General features: G+C 67.3%; 11 protein-coding genes and 1 tRNA gene. 2 read left to right on the forward strand and 10 right to left on the reverse strand.

Features of this window, described 5'->3' with window-relative positions:
- The 10 genes from ACIRA7_RS10625 to rplS form a co-directional block, all read right to left on the reverse strand.
- On the reverse strand, positions 1-1,885 hold a 1,885-nt coding region (locus ACIRA7_RS10625; RefSeq protein ID WP_396220818.1), incomplete at its 3' end, for a sensor histidine kinase.
- A 42-nt stretch (positions 1,886-1,927) separates the two neighbouring features.
- Entirely contained in the window at positions 1,928-3,577 is a 1,650-nt protein-coding gene (locus tag ACIRA7_RS10630; RefSeq protein WP_396220819.1) for a mechanosensitive ion channel family protein, read from the reverse strand.
- Positions 3,578-3,605: 28 nt separating this feature from the next.
- Positions 3,606-3,678, reverse strand: a tRNA-Lys gene (locus tag ACIRA7_RS10635).
- 83 nt (positions 3,679-3,761) lie between these two features.
- Positions 3,762-4,721, reverse strand: a complete 960-nt coding sequence (locus ACIRA7_RS10640; RefSeq protein ID WP_396220820.1) for a hypothetical protein — start codon at positions 4,719-4,721, stop codon at positions 3,762-3,764.
- Complete coding sequence (locus tag ACIRA7_RS10645) at positions 4,718-6,649, reverse strand: alpha/beta hydrolase family protein (protein ID WP_396220821.1); 1,932 nt, start codon at positions 6,647-6,649, stop codon at positions 4,718-4,720. Before ACIRA7_RS10645 ends, ACIRA7_RS10640 begins: the two co-directional genes overlap by 4 nt.
- A 115-nt stretch (positions 6,650-6,764) precedes the next feature.
- Complete coding sequence (locus ACIRA7_RS10650; RefSeq protein WP_396220822.1) at positions 6,765-7,940, reverse strand: glycosyltransferase family 4 protein; 1,176 nt, start codon at positions 7,938-7,940, stop codon at positions 6,765-6,767.
- Positions 7,940-9,112 carry a glycosyltransferase gene (locus tag ACIRA7_RS10655; RefSeq protein WP_396220823.1) on the reverse strand — a complete coding sequence of 391 codons (1,173 nt, stop codon included), beginning with the start codon at positions 9,110-9,112 and terminating at the stop codon, positions 7,940-7,942. Before ACIRA7_RS10655 ends, ACIRA7_RS10650 begins: the two co-directional genes overlap by 1 nt.
- A 281-nt stretch (positions 9,113-9,393) precedes the next feature.
- Entirely contained in the window at positions 9,394-10,254 is an 861-nt protein-coding gene (locus tag ACIRA7_RS10660; RefSeq protein ID WP_396220824.1) for an SDR family oxidoreductase, read from the reverse strand.
- Positions 10,247-10,942, reverse strand: coding sequence for a ribonuclease HII (locus ACIRA7_RS10665; protein WP_396220825.1), 696 nt, complete (start codon positions 10,940-10,942; stop codon positions 10,247-10,249). Before ACIRA7_RS10665 ends, ACIRA7_RS10660 begins: the two co-directional genes overlap by 8 nt.
- Positions 10,943-10,981: 39 nt before the next feature.
- The gene (gene rplS, locus ACIRA7_RS10670; RefSeq protein WP_396220826.1) at positions 10,982-11,344 is read right to left on the reverse strand and encodes a 50S ribosomal protein L19; all 363 of its coding nucleotides are present in this window, start codon (positions 11,342-11,344) and stop codon (positions 10,982-10,984) included.
- Positions 11,345-11,683: 339 nt separating this feature from the next.
- On the opposite strand from rplS, the gene ACIRA7_RS10675 reads away from it, so the two are divergent.
- Both ACIRA7_RS10675 and ACIRA7_RS10680 read left to right on the forward strand, forming a co-directional pair.
- Positions 11,684-13,774, forward strand: coding sequence for a prolyl oligopeptidase family protein (locus tag ACIRA7_RS10675; protein ID WP_396220827.1), 2,091 nt, complete (start codon positions 11,684-11,686; stop codon positions 13,772-13,774).
- Positions 13,771-14,044, forward strand: a 274-nt coding sequence (locus ACIRA7_RS10680; RefSeq protein WP_396220828.1) for a hypothetical protein, incomplete at its 3' end; no start/stop codon positions are given. The genes ACIRA7_RS10675 and ACIRA7_RS10680, both read left to right, overlap by 4 nt.

Genomic DNA, 14,044 nt, shown 5'->3' on the forward strand with positions numbered 1-14,044 from the left:
CCACCCGCGGCGCGCGGATGCGGACCTCGGCGCCCTTGTTCCGGTTGGCGATCACGACATCGCCGCCGATGGCGAAGATCCGTTCACGCATGCCGGTGAGCCCCATACGATGCTCGGCATCACCGATGCGACCATGACGGCCGACGGGAAACCCTTGGCCGTCATCGCGCACGCACAACACGAGATCGTGACCATCGATCGTAACCAGCACGTCGACCAGAGTGGCCTTCGCATGGCGCACCACATTCGACAGCGCCTCTTGCAGTGCGCGGAACAGCGCCAGATCGGCGTCGGCGTGCAGCGGTGGAAACGCCGGTGGCGCATCGAAGGTGGCGCGGATGCCGCTGCGCTCAGTGAAATCGGTGACCAGCGAATGCAACGCCGGGCGCAGCCCCAGATCATCGAGCAGCGTGGGGCGCAGATCGCTGGTGACCTGCCGGATGCTGGCGATGCCGGTATCCACCAGCGACAGCAGGCGATCGAGGCGCGGCGAGGCCCCCTCGGTCAGCAACGGGCGCAACGCCTCGAGCTGCATCTTGACGGCGGAAAACACCTGCGCGGTTTCGTCATGCAACTCGCGCGACAGGCGACGTCGTTCGTCCTCGTGCTGCCGCACCATGCGAATGGAGAGCTGCTCGAGCGCCATGGTGCGCGTCGCCAGCTGGCGATCCAGCGCCGACTGTTCAAGCGCGGCCCCGACCTGCTGACCCAGCGCCAGCAGGAAATCGTCATCGAGCGCCGTGAACGGATTGCGGACATCGCCCGCCATCACCAACGCCCCGACCAGCCGCGTGCCCGTGCCCACCGGCAGCGCCGCGATGAACGGCTGCCGCCCCTCGGCCGCCACGACCTGTGGGCGTCGCGAGATCCGCATGCGCGTGAGGGCATCGAGCACCGCCTGATCGGGACGTGCGTTGTCCCACGACGCACAGGCGCCGGCCCCGCGCACGAATCGTCCGCGGGTCCCCGATGGCGCGGCCGCCGCCGAGGCCGTGTCCGCATCAGCAATGGCCACCGGCGCGTCGTTACGCTCTGCCGTCAGTACCCCGTCCAACATGGCGCTGGCCGCCGCGTCGGCGGCGCCATCCGCATCGAACAGGTACATCGCCGTGCCGCGCACCCCCGGCAGCGCCAGCGGCCGTGACAGCAACGCATCGAGGGGATCGGTGGTCCGATCGCGTCGCTGCAAGTCTCCGGAGAGCGCGGACAACGCGCGCACACCGCGTCCGAGATCATCGAGCACCAATAGCACCAGCCCGACGCCGACCAGCAGTTCGAAGGAGATGTCGAGGTAGTACCCCCACGGCGTCCACGCGCCCTGCGCCCGCAGGAATGGATAGTCGAGGTGGTGCAATCCCCACAGGAAGAACGAGATGGCCAGCAAGCGCGCACCGGTGGACCCCGCGATGCGGTGATGACGCCAGAACACCCATCCGGTCCACATCGTCGCGCCGCTCAGAAACAACACCGCCGGCAACGCGGCCCACAGGAAATGATCGAGTTCATAAATCGCGACGTACGACCAGAGCGCCGGGAAGAGCGCCAGCAGCAGATACGCCGGCCGCGCTTTGGGTTGTCGCAGGAAGACGATCGCCGACCAGAGGAGTACGAGCGCCGTCCATCCGGTGGTGACCTGATGCCAGTACAGCCACACGCGCTCGCCCGTGAGCAGGAAGCTCAGAATGCAAAGCAACCGCGCCACGTACACGCTCCACGCGACCGCGAACCATCCGAACCACGGACGGCGGTAGCGCACGTACAAGTGTGCGCACAGCGCCGCGAGGCCAGTGGTGATCGCCCCCTGCAGCAGCGTGGCGGCCAGCTCCGTGGCCAGCAGCGGCGGTGGCGCCTGGATCATGTCGCCTTGAGCCAGCGCGAGCAGCATCGGCCGTCCGAACCATGCCGGCATCACGTCGTGCGCCGAACGCTATGCATCCGTCGCCGGCGCGCTGGCGCCGGTGATCGGTACCTTCGTGGCGCCGTCCTGCTGCACGTGATACACGGTGCGCGACGGAAAGGCGAAGCTCGATCCGTTCGCACTGATGATCCGCATGAACGTGATTAGCATGTCGTGACGGATGCGCAGGAACTCCTGCCAGTCGGTGGTGAGAAACCACGAGATCACGTTGATGCGGATCGCCGAATCGGTGAAGCCCACCACGTGAACGCGCACGATATCGGCAAAGACCATCGGATGCGCGCGCAGCGCCGCCTCGAGCGCATCGCGGATGCGCTCGAGCTGCTCCGGGGTGGTGTTGTACGTCAGGTCGATATCGGTGCGCAACAAGATCCGATCGCGTTCGCCGAACGTTTCGATGCGTTCGTCGGCCAGGCGCCCATTGGGAATGCGCACCACGGTGCGATCGACGGTACGGATGCTCGTGGAGCGCAAGCCGATGCGCTCCACCGCCCCCTCCGACGCCCCGGCACGCACCCAGTCACCCACACGAAACGCGTTGTCGGCGGCCAGCGATACGCTGCCGAACAGATGCTCGACGGTTTTCTGCGCAGCCAGTGCCACCGCAATACCACCGATCCCAAGACCGGCCAGCAGGGTCCCGACGGGATATCCGAACTGCGCCAGCGCGACCAACAGCGCAATCACCGCCAGCGTGACGCGCAGGAAGTTGCCGAGCAGCGGCACCAGCGTGCGTGCCTGTGTGCCTTGCCCCGTGGCCCATGCGGCGTTCGCCACGTGATCCTGCGCGAGGCGGATGATGCGCAGCAGCGCCCAGAAGAGGGAAAGCAGCACGAGGCCGCGCGTGAGCGCCGTGAAGAAGCCACCCACCCGCGCATTCAGATCGAGCAGCGACAGCAGGGGCTCGATCGCCAGCGAGGCTGCCCACAGCCGGAACGGTCCGCGCAGATGCTCGAGCAGCAAGTCGTCCCAATCGGTCAGGGTGCGTCGCGCGATGCGCCCGAGGAGCGTACGCAGCATGGCGCCGAGTCCCAGTGCCACCAACAGCACCGCCGGTATGGCCAGCCCGAGGCCGATCCACTGCCAGTAGTAGACGTTGAGTGGGCCTTCACGCATGAGCGTTCGCGGCAGCCGTTCACGCAGCCACGGCGCGCCGAGATTATCGAACCACCCATCGACCAAGCCGACCGTCGCCTGCGAGAACACCCACCGCACGGGTCCGCCCGACGACGGCGCGGCGAGCCGCACCATCCGGACCGGGTCTTCACGACCATTGGCCGAGGCGATGACGCCGATGCGGTCGCCCCCGATGTCGCCGTCGGTGGTATCGCCGGAGACGGCCCCAGAGACCGCGCGCACGTCGAGCGCGAGGCGCTGGTCGAGGATGGTCTTGAGACGACGCGCCAGCTGTGTGGCGCGATCACGCTCCGCCGCCGGAATGGACAGGTACTCGGCGGCGCCCTCCCAGTCATTGGCCTCGGCAAGGCGCAGGAACGACTGCAGCGCGGCCCGCGGCGATGCCGGTGATACGATCGACGGAGCGCTATCGGCGCTTGGAGACCGCGAAGAAAGCCCGAGCTGGCCCCGCGCCTGCCGCGGAGCCACCAGGCCGGCGGCGAGGACGCCCAATGCCGCTGAAATGAGGATGCGAACGCGCATGCTCAAAGATAGCCGGGTGACCGGCGAGTGCCCCGGGTGGGACTCGAACCCACGACCTATGGCTTAAAAGGCCACTGCTCTACCAACTGAGCTACCGGAGCGCCGACCCGCCGTGCAGCAGGCCAGCCTCGCAATTTAGCGAAACGAGCCCCCGTGCGAACAGGGGAGCGATGCGCCCAATCGCTTAGCGCAAGCGGATCGTGAGTCGATGTCCTGCGCCCTCGCGCAGCGTCTCCCACCCGTAGTCGAGCGTGAAGCGGTCCACCGTGAACCCGCCGCCCGCCGTGACCGGTCGCTCCTCGCGCAATTGCGGACGGCGCGCGCCCGCGCGCCCCGTGAAGGTCACACCCTCGATGGGCGAGTAGCTGAGCTCCACCCCGCCGCGCGGAAACACCTCCCCATCCCGCCGCACATCGAGTTCCGCCGTCCCGCCCACGTCGACCCATTTGCCGAGCCCTTTGGGAGCCGTCGCGATACCGAGCGCCAGCTGAGTCGGCAAGGCTTCACGGCGCCCCGCCACCTCGAGACGAGGGCCAAGATGCTGTACCGCCACACCCACCGTGCTGTTCAGGAGCGACAGCGATTTCGAAGCACCGATGTCGAACCCGACGCCGCCCGCGCGATCGTCGGCCACGCGCTCCTCGACGTACGTGGCGGCCACGCCCCAGCGGATCTGCTTCCAGGTCAGCGAGGCGGCCACGCTTGCCGCCAGACTCGTGGTGCCGACCGCACCCTCTCTGGTGAGCACCTCGCTCTTCGCAGGGAATGCGCCGTAGCGCGGGCCCGCGTCGAGCATCTGCGCGCCGACACCGATACCGAGCGGTCCGATGGTGGAGCTGCTGGCGAACTGCCCCGCCGTGGCCCCGCTCTCGTAGCGTTCGGCGCCGAAGGCCAACCCGGTGCCGGTACCCACCAGCGCGGGATTGCCGAACACCGCATCCACATCGCGGAGGGCGACCCGCGCGCCGCCCAAGGCCAGCACGCGGGCCGTGGCCGGCAGCTTGAGCACGAGCGGGGCGTAGCCCTCGCGCTGGTCCCGTGCCGACGTCGGCGCCTGCGCGCGGGCGATCGACGTGACAGCGGTCGCAGCCACCGCGGTGGCGAACACCGCTCCGCGCGCGAGCATCGTGGACGAGCGGCTCATCGCGCCGCTCCCGTGGTGGGTGCGGAGAACTCAGCGCGCATGGTGGAGAAGCCGATATTGTCGAGAATGATGGTGCCGGCGACGCTGCGATCGAAGCGCCACCGCACGCGGGTGACGCGAGACACGTCGAAGCCCGGTGTCGTGCGCACGAAATCCGCGAGCGGAATCGCATACGTTTGCAAGACGATCTCGTACACGTTGGCGAACCGCTGCTTATCGCGGCCGGCGCGACGGTACACGTACGACACCAGCGGACGACGCACCACGCCGTAGGCGGATAACGGCACCGACGCCGTGCGCCCGCCGGCGTCGGTCGCTTCGATCGAGAGATCGATGGGGACGGTATCGGGCTTCACGTCCTTGGCCGACGGCTTCTTCGGCGCGGGCTTCTTCGGTGCCCCCTTCGACAGCGAATCTGCCTTCTTCGTGGTATCGCGCGCCGCCGCGCGCGGACCGGGCTTGGCGTCGGTCGGCGACAAGGAGAACACCAGCGACGACGATGCGCCCACGTTCCATGCGCTTCGCAGCGAATCGCTCACCTGCATGGCGAACGACGCCGCCTTGCCACGCTTGGTCGTGTCGTCGCCGGCCACGCGGTTGTTCCACCCGATCGTTACCGCGTTGTGCGCCTGCGTCGACCCGCGCGAACGGAACGGGACCGGCGACTCTTTCCACACCGCCAAGGAGTCGCCCGACAACGCGACACCCGGCACCGAGCCGGAGGTCACGTCGACATCTTCCTCGAAATCGGCCGCCGTGCGGAACGCACTCTCCTGGAAGCGCGTGGTGTACATCGTTTTGGGTAGCCACTGACCGACCACGCGATGATCGCGGAACATCGGCAGATACTCGCTCTTCCCGCGCAGCGTCGCATCGAGAAACGCCGAGATGTACACCTCAGCGAACTTCCGCTGATCGGCCTGTGAAATGAGCCCGCGCGTATCGAGCGATCGCGCGCTGCGCGGCCCGCCGTCGAGGCTGCCCCACGTGGTGTTCCACTGGCCGTGGTTGGCGCGATACACGAACACCGCCGACTTGAACCACGGCTTGCCATCGGTAAAGCGGATACGCTCGTACTGCGCCAGCCCGTTGAACGTGGAGACGTCGCCGTCGTGCGACCCGTGAATCAGGAAGTAGTTGTAGTTGGCCACCGGGGTGGGCTTGTCGGCCGGGCGGTACTGCCCATCCACCGGCGCGATCGCCACCAGCGACTTGATGTCGAAGTTGAAATCGAACTTCACCGTGGCGTCGTCGGGATAGTACGCCAGCCGGTTGAACGCCCCGGCCACCGCGACCGCCTCGCCACCGCGCGAGTGCCCCATGAGCGCGATGTTGTGCATGTCCACCTTGCCCTGCAGCGGCGACCCGGTGGAGTCGTTGAAGCGCTTCCACGACTGCAAGTGTTTCAGCAGCATCCAGCCGCGCGCGTCGTTCTCGCCGCGGATGTTGCCGTTCAGAAAGTTTTCGTCGACCGAGGCCACGATGTATCCGCGCGACGCGAGTAACTCGCCGAGGTACCGGTAACCCGGATCAGAGAACTGCTTCATGTCGTGATTGCCATGCACCACGAGTACCAGCGGAAACGGCCCCGGTGCATCGGGATACCACACGCGCCCGTTCACCGGCAGCGCCGTGAAATCGAAACCCCAGTACTTCTTGCGCATCTTGGCCTGCGCGGGGTCGGGCGCTGCCGCGAACTTGGCTCCGTTCACCGCCGCCGTCTTCAGGGTGACCGAGTCGCGATACACCGCGCGCTGCTTGTCGGTGCCGCTGCCGTAGTACAGCGACTTCACCGCAAAGGCCCCCCGCTGCGACGGGTTCGGCGCCGTGAGCAGCTGGCGAGAGAGCACGGTCTCCGAGTCATCGCGCGCCAGCGTGAGCGGCGCGACACAGGCGCCCGCAAGGAGGGGGGCAGTCAGCGCGAGCACACGACAAAGCGTCGCGCGCATCCGTTCGGTCGTCCTGCGTCGCATAGTGAGCGTCGAGAGGTGAAATATGCCGGGCGAACCCGGCACCACGCTCTATGTACGTCGGTGCGACGGCTCAGCGCAACGAGGGCCGATGCAACCGAAGGTAGTCCGCCAGCAGCGTATCCCACACCACATCCCACGTTTTGGCCGCCGCGATGGCGGTCGCGCGGGCGGCCGCCTCGCGCACACGGGACCGATCGTCGACGAGCGCGATGATCGCGCTCGCGAACGCCGCCGGGTCGCCGGGGGCGGCCAGCCACCCGCCACCCGACTGCAACTGCTCGCGGGTGGGCCCCACATCGGCGCCGATCACCGGCACTCCCGAGGCCATCGCCTCGAGCATCACGTTGCCGAAGGTGTCGGTCGTGCTGGGGAACAGCAGCACATCCCCACTCGCGAAGGCCTCGCTCAACGCTGCGCCGTGCAGCTTCCCCAGCAGCACCATGCCCGGCAGCGCCCGCGCCCGCAGCTCGCCCTCGAACGGCCCGTCACCGACCACCAGAAAGCGTACCTGGCCGGGACGCGCCTGCTCCACCAGTGCCAGCGCGTCGAGGGCGACGTTGAGCCCCTTCTCCGCCGCCAACCGCCCGACGTACGAGAGCACCAGCGTCTCATCCGTGGCACCCAGCTGTTCACGCAGCGACGCCGAGCGATATACGGGTGAGAAGCGCGCGCCGTCGACGCCGCGGGACCACACCGCCGTGCGTTCGAAGCCGCGGGCGTTCACTTCGTCGACGATCGCCTGCGTTGGGCAGTAGGTACGCAATCCGCCGTTGTGGAACCAGCGCATGAAGTGCCAGCCCGGACGCGCGAGCAGCCCCAGCCCGTAGTGGTCGGCGTAGGCTACGAAGCTGGTGTGGTACGAGGACACGAACGGAATTCCCAGATCCCGTGCGGCCCGACGACCCGCCAGTCCGACACCGAATTCGGTGGCCGAGTGCACGAGCGTCGGCGCGTAGGCCTCGAGCGCGGCACGGACCCGTTGGCGCCGTGGCCAGGCCAGCCGCAGCTGCGGATACGCCCAGAAGGGGCGGCTGGGAAACCGTTCCGTGCCGGTGGCGTCGGTCGCCTCGGGATCCTGGGTCGTGAACACGCGCACCGACCCGCCACGCGCCTCGATGACCGCCGCCAGTCGCTCCAGGGTGCGGGCGACGCCGTTCACCTGCGGCGCATACGTGTCGGTGAACAACGCCAGCCGAAGCCCCTCGACGCTCACCGGCGCCAGCGTGGTCGACCCTGACGAGGCCATCAGCGCCCGAGCACGGCGCGGTACACAGCAAATAGGCGGTCGAACACGGTGCTCCAGCTATGCTCCGCTTCGGCGAACGCTCGTCCGCGTACGCCGAGGCCGGCCAGATCCTGCTGAAAGAGCTGCACCGCCTCATGCGCCAACGACGCCGGCTGCTGGCGTTCGTACACCGCCCCAGCGCCACTCGCGAGCACCCGTTCCACCACCGCCCCCTCGCTCACGGTGAGCACCGGGGTGCCACTCGCCATTGCTTCGATCGCCGACAGCCCAAAGGTCTCGATCGGCCCGGCCGCGACGTACACGTCGAGCGACGCCAGCAGATCCGCGAGTGCCTCACGACTCTGCACGAACGGCACGAAAATCACACGCGATCCGTACGGATGGGCGCGCAACTTCGCCTCGATCGGTCCGGCACCGACCAGCGCCAATCGCGCACCGCAGCGCCGCTCGACCTCGGCCCAGCCATCGAGCACCACATCGAGCTCCTTCTCACCCGCAAACCGCCCGACGAACGCCGCCAGCGGTCCGTGTGGGAGGGCGAAGCGGTCGCGTGTCTCGCTCGCATACGCGCGCCGGGCGGGGGTGAAACATTCGAGGTCGACGCCCAGCGGCACGTGCGCCACGCGGTCGATGCCGACCCGCGCCAGCTCCGTCGCCGAGTACTCGGACGCGACAATCGTCATCGCGAATAATCGGTCGAGGCGACGGAGGTAGAACGAGGACGCGTCGACGAACGCACGGGACACCCGCCCGGCGCTGAGCCCCCGAGGCGTGAGCTTCTGCGTCAGGTTGGTGTGGTAGAAACTCACCAACGGCACGTCGAGCACACGCGTAGCGTGCTGTACAATCCACGGCACCAGGAACGGACTGCCGACCTCGATGAGGCTGGGCCGTTCCTCGCGAATGATGCGACCGACCGATCGCGGGGCGAGCATGAACCGGTACGGGAACTGCCGCGGAATCGACGGCCCCTTGAGGCGATAGGTGCGGACGCCGCCAGCATCGGTGACGCTGTCCTGTGCCCCTGGCACGACCATCGTATGCCGCAACGTGGGGCGCGCAGACACGTAGTTCCCCTTTTCGAGCAGGTAGGTGCGAATCCCCCCGCTCGTTTCACCGAACCATTCGGTGATGTCGAGGACACCGAGGTCGGCGTCGGCACGCAGCAGCAACGAACACCCCCTAGCGAAAAAACCGATGGCCGGCGCTGCGAAAAGCACCGGCCATCGTCGAGCAGCAGAACCCGCGTCAATCGATTCAGTGCATATCCGGCAGCACAGCCACCGTGGCGGCGCCCGATGGCGTCTCGATGACGAAGGTCACGCGACGATTGAGTTCGGCTTCATCGGCAGTACCCTGTGCGCCCGGACGAACCAGACGCGTACCGTGACAAATTATCGTACTCGGCGCGAAACTCGCTGGGCCCTTCGTCACGAGGACGTCACAAACCGCCTCAACCCGGCGCTTTCGCCAGCCACTCACCGCCGTCGATCACGAAGATCGATCCGGTGATCCAGTCGCCCGCCGGTGACGCGAGAAACGCGACCATGTTTGCGATGTCGCGTGGCGACCCCCACCGCCCGAGGGGAATCCCCTTCTTCGCGTACTCGGCCATGCGGGCATCGGCCGCCGCGAACACGTCGGGCACGCCGCTATCGGCTGGCGGCGTGAACGCCTTGCGTACGCCCTCGGTGGGAATCGGTCCCGGCGCGATCGCATTCACGCGAATGCGCTGCGGCGCCCACTCCACGGCGAGCGTGCGCGTGAGGGCGTCTACACCGGCCTTGGCCGCCGTGGCGTGCGCCATCATGGGCCAGCCACGGTAGTGGAGCGTCATGGACGTGCTCACGATGCGCCCACCGCCCTGGGCCGCCATGATCGGATACACCGCCTGCGAGCAGTAGAAGGTCCCGTACAGATCGATTTCCACCACGCTCTTCCACGCATTCGGCGACAGTGTTGCACTGGGCGCGTAGAAATTGCCGGCGGCGTTGTTCACGAGCACGTCGATGCGCCCCAGCTGCTGCGCGATGCCGTCAACCGCGGCCTTCACCTGCTCGGGATCGCGCACATCGAGCGGCACCGCGGTCACCTTACCGCCGCGAGACTCGATGTCGGCGCGCGCGGCCTCGAGATTGGCCGGCTTGCGACTCGCCATGACCACATGCGCCCCAAGCTCGGCGAGTAACTGCGAGATACCCAAGCCGATTCCGGTGCCACCGCCCGTGACGAGCGCCACCTGGCCATCGAGCAACCCCGGACGAAAGATCGAGGCCATGCTCGTGAGATCGGAACCACCAGTCGTGTCATTCATGCACGCACTCCGTGTGAAGGAACCGGGAAGAGACATCGAGGTCGTTGGGCGTCATGGGATCGAGCAGCAGCGCCACCTGTTCATCGAGACAGAAGCTGCGACGATGATGCGGCGTCAGCCCGCGTTCGTCGAGCGCGGCGCGATGCGCGGCGGTCCCGTAGCCGCTGTTGCGCTCCCACGCGTAGCCGTCGTAGCGCGCGGCGAGGGCATGCATGAGCCGATCGCGCGTCACCTTGGCCACGATCGATGCGCAGGCGATGGCGTAGCACTTGGCGTCGCCCTTCACCACGGCCGTGTGCACCACGCCGAGCGTGCGCAGCGGCTTGCCGTCGACGAGCACGTGGTGCGGCTCGCAGCCAAGCCGGCCGGGCACGCGGGCCAGCGCCCGCCGCATGGCGAGGACGGTGGCGTGATAGATGTTGATGCGGTCGATCTCTCGGGCACTGGCGGCGCCCAGCGACACGACGAGAGCCTGCTCACGGATGCGGGCGGCGAGCACCACGCGGGTGGCGGCATCCAGCTTTTTCGAATCGTCGACGCCGGCGATAGCGCGGCGGTCGGGCGGCATGACGATGGCGCATGCGACAACGGGGCCCGCAAGCGGGCCCCGTCCGACTTCATCCACACCCACCAAGAGCGGCCCGTATTGCGCACGCAGGGTGCGCTCGATCGGAGTCCACCGAGCCACGCGGGCCGGCTTCCTGGTGGGGCGTGTAACGCGTGGGTGTTACGCGCCGCGAGGAGCGCGCACGACCTTGCGCTCCTTGATGCGCGCGGCCTTACCCGTCACGTTGCGGAGATAATACAGCTTGGCACGGCGCACGGCGCCACGGCGAACCACCACGATCTCGGACACCATCGGGCTGTGGATCGGAAAAATGCGCTCCACACCGACACCGTTCGAAATCTTGCGCACGGTAAACGTCTCGCTGACACCACCGCCACGACGGGCGATGCACACGCCTTCGAACGCCTGCACGCGTTCCTTGTCGCCTTCCTTCACGCGCACGTTCACACGCACGGTGTCACCCGGGCGGAACGGCGTAATGGCCTTCATCCACTCTTTCTGCGTTTCGATAAACGGATGCATAGTTCTCTCCGGGGCCAAACCGCGCCCGGTTCAGGTGCTGCAAATCCGGCGGTACGACGTCGATCTGCGTGAAGCCGAAGCCTGTGCAGCGAACGACACCAACACCAACGGTGCGAGAGGCCATGACGCGGACTGGGAGCGAAGTCCCCCGATCCGGAACCGACGTGGCATCGCCGCCCGGCAAAAGGCCGGGGAGGCAGAACACGGTCCCAAAGGACCGGTAAAACACTAGAGCTTTAGAAGATACCTGAGGAATTGCCGCTGGCGCTAGTGCCCCGACGGCCGGTAGAGTTCGGCTCACTCCCAGACTCCCCCGATTGCACTAGTGCCACCTCTCTCGTGACCTCTCACCTCGAGCCCGAAGGCCGGACCGCGCCGTCGCCCTATCCCGCCACACGGAAGGTCGATCAGGTGGACGATTACCACGGCACCCTGATCGCCGACCCCTTCCGCTGGCTGGAAGACGACACCTCGGCCGAGACCAAGGCGTGGGTGGAGGCTCAGAACCGGGTCACCTTCGGGTATCTGGATCGGATTCCCTACCGCGACGCGCTGAAGGCCAGGCTCACCGACCTGGTGAACTACCCCCGGTATTCGGCGCCCGTGGTCAAGCGGCACTGGCACCTCTTCACGAAGAACGACGGGCTACAGAATCAGGCCGTGTACTACCTCCAGGACGGCGAGGCGGGCACGCCCGTGGTCCTGATCGACCCCAACACCTTGTCGCCCGACGGCACCACGCGTGTGGCCGGGCTGACGTTCAACAAAGCGGGCACCCGCATCGCCTACATGCTGAGCCAGGCCGGCTCCGACTGGCAGCAGATTCGCGTCATCGATGTCGCCACTCGCGAACCGCTGTCCGACGTCGTGGACTGGGTGAAGGTGTCCGGGCTGGCGTGGCACGGCGACGGGTTCTTCTACAGCCGATATCCTGAGCCCGTCAACACCGACGCGGCGTATTCCTCGGTGAACGAGGACCATCAGGTGTTCTTCCATGTACTCGGCACCCCGCAGTCGGCCGACCGCCTGATCTACCGGGACAGTGCCAATCCACAGCGCTTCCACACCGTCGGCACCACGGAAGACGAACGCTACGCCGTGCTCTCGATCAGCGACCGCGGACAGGGGAAGGACGGCAACGCGCTGCACGTCATGGACCTCACGGCCCCTGAGCCGGCCTTCGCTCCGCTCTGGACGACCTTCGACGACCAGATGGACGTGCTCGACAACGTGGGCGATCAGCTGCTGGTCCTCACCAATCGGCACGCGCCGAACCAGCGGGTGGTGCGCATCGACCCCGCCGCGCCCGACGAGGCGAACTGGGTCACGATCATCGCCGAGCGGAGCGAGCCGGTGAGCGGAATGTCCATGGGCGGCGGGCGCCTGTTCGCCACCTATCTCAGGGACGTGACCACGCGTGCCTACGTGCATGCGCTCGACGGCACGCTCGAGCGGGAGATCGTGCTGCCCGGGATCGGTACGGCCGGCGGCTTCGAGGGCGAGCACGACGCGACGGCGGTGTACTACAGTTTCACGTCGTTCACCGCGCCCATCACGGTGTATCGGTATGACATCGCCTCGGGGGTCAGCGCGCCGCTTCGCACGGTCACGCTGTCGTTCGACCCCACCCGGTTCGACACGACGCAGGTGTTCGTGACGAGCAAGGATGGCACCAAGGTACCGGCGTTCATCGTGGCGAAGAAAGGACTCGTGCTCGACGGGGCCAATCCCACGATGCTGTACGCGTATGGCGGCTTCAACGTGTCGCTGCCGCCGAACTTCAGCGCGATGCGCGTAGCCTTTCTCGAGCAGGGCGGCGTGTACGTGCAGGCCAACCTGCGCGGTGGCAACGAGTACGGGGAAGCGTGGCACCGCGCCGGCATGAAGGAGCAGAAGCAGAATGTCTTCGACGATTTCGTCGCAGTGGCCGAGTGGCTGTTCGAGCATCGATACACCTGCAGCGCGAAGCTGGCGATTGCCGGTGGCTCCAACGGCGGGCTGTTGGTCGGCGCCATCATGACGCAGCGCCCCACCCTCGCCAAGGTCGCGTTGCCGGCGGTCGGCGTGATGGACATGCTGCGCTTTCACAAGTTCACGATCGGCTGGAACTGGATCGCGGACTACGGGTCGAGCGACGACGCCGAGGGCTTCCGGTACCTGTCGGCGTATTCGCCGCTGCACAACCTGAAGGACGGCACGGCGTATCCCGCCACGCTCATCATGACCGCCGATCACGACGATCGCGTGGTGCCGGCGCACTCGTTCAAGTTCGCGGCGCGACTGCAGGAGGCGCATCGCGGCCCCAACCCGGTGCTCATTCGCATCGAAACGCAGTCGGGGCACGGCAGTTCGTCACTCACCAAGCAGATCGCGGAAATGGCCGACGAGTACGCCTTCATTTTTGACAATCTTGGCGTGACGCCGACGTGAATCGCATCGGGGCGGCCGTCGCGGTACTCGCCACGAGCGTGGTCGCCCTCATGACGGGGATGCTCTTGGTGGGTCAGCCGCCGATGGCCGAATGGCCGCCGGAGCCGCAGCGAACCGATCGATGGACCGGGCGCCGACAGACCGCCACCATCTCCTTCACCACGGCCGACAGCATCGAACTCGCCGGGGAGCTGTATGTGGCAAGCTCCCGGGGCACGGTGCTGGTGCTGCATGGACTCGGCACGCACGCCAGCATGGCGGCCAGCACGG

Source organism: Gemmatimonas sp., from assembly GCF_044376735.1.
Classification (GTDB): domain Bacteria; phylum Gemmatimonadota; class Gemmatimonadetes; order Gemmatimonadales; family Gemmatimonadaceae; genus Gemmatimonas.

Bases quoted from the DNA above. Each gene is read 5' to 3' on its own strand.
- ACIRA7_RS10650 (WP_396220822.1), bottom strand. From the start codon at position 7,940: ATGGCCTCGTCAGGGTCGACCACGCTGGCGCCGGTGAGCGTCGAGGGG.
- ACIRA7_RS10630 (WP_396220819.1), bottom strand. From the start codon at position 3,577: ATGCGCGTTCGCATCCTCATTTCAGCGGCATTGGGCGTCCTCGCCGCC.
- ACIRA7_RS10660 (WP_396220824.1), bottom strand. From the start codon at position 10,254: ATGAATGACACGACTGGTGGTTCCGATCTCACGAGCATGGCCTCGATC.
- rplS (WP_396220826.1), bottom strand. From the start codon at position 11,344: ATGCATCCGTTTATCGAAACGCAGAAAGAGTGGATGAAGGCCATTACG.
- ACIRA7_RS10640 (WP_396220820.1), bottom strand. From the start codon at position 4,721: ATGAGCCGCTCGTCCACGATGCTCGCGCGCGGAGCGGTGTTCGCCACC.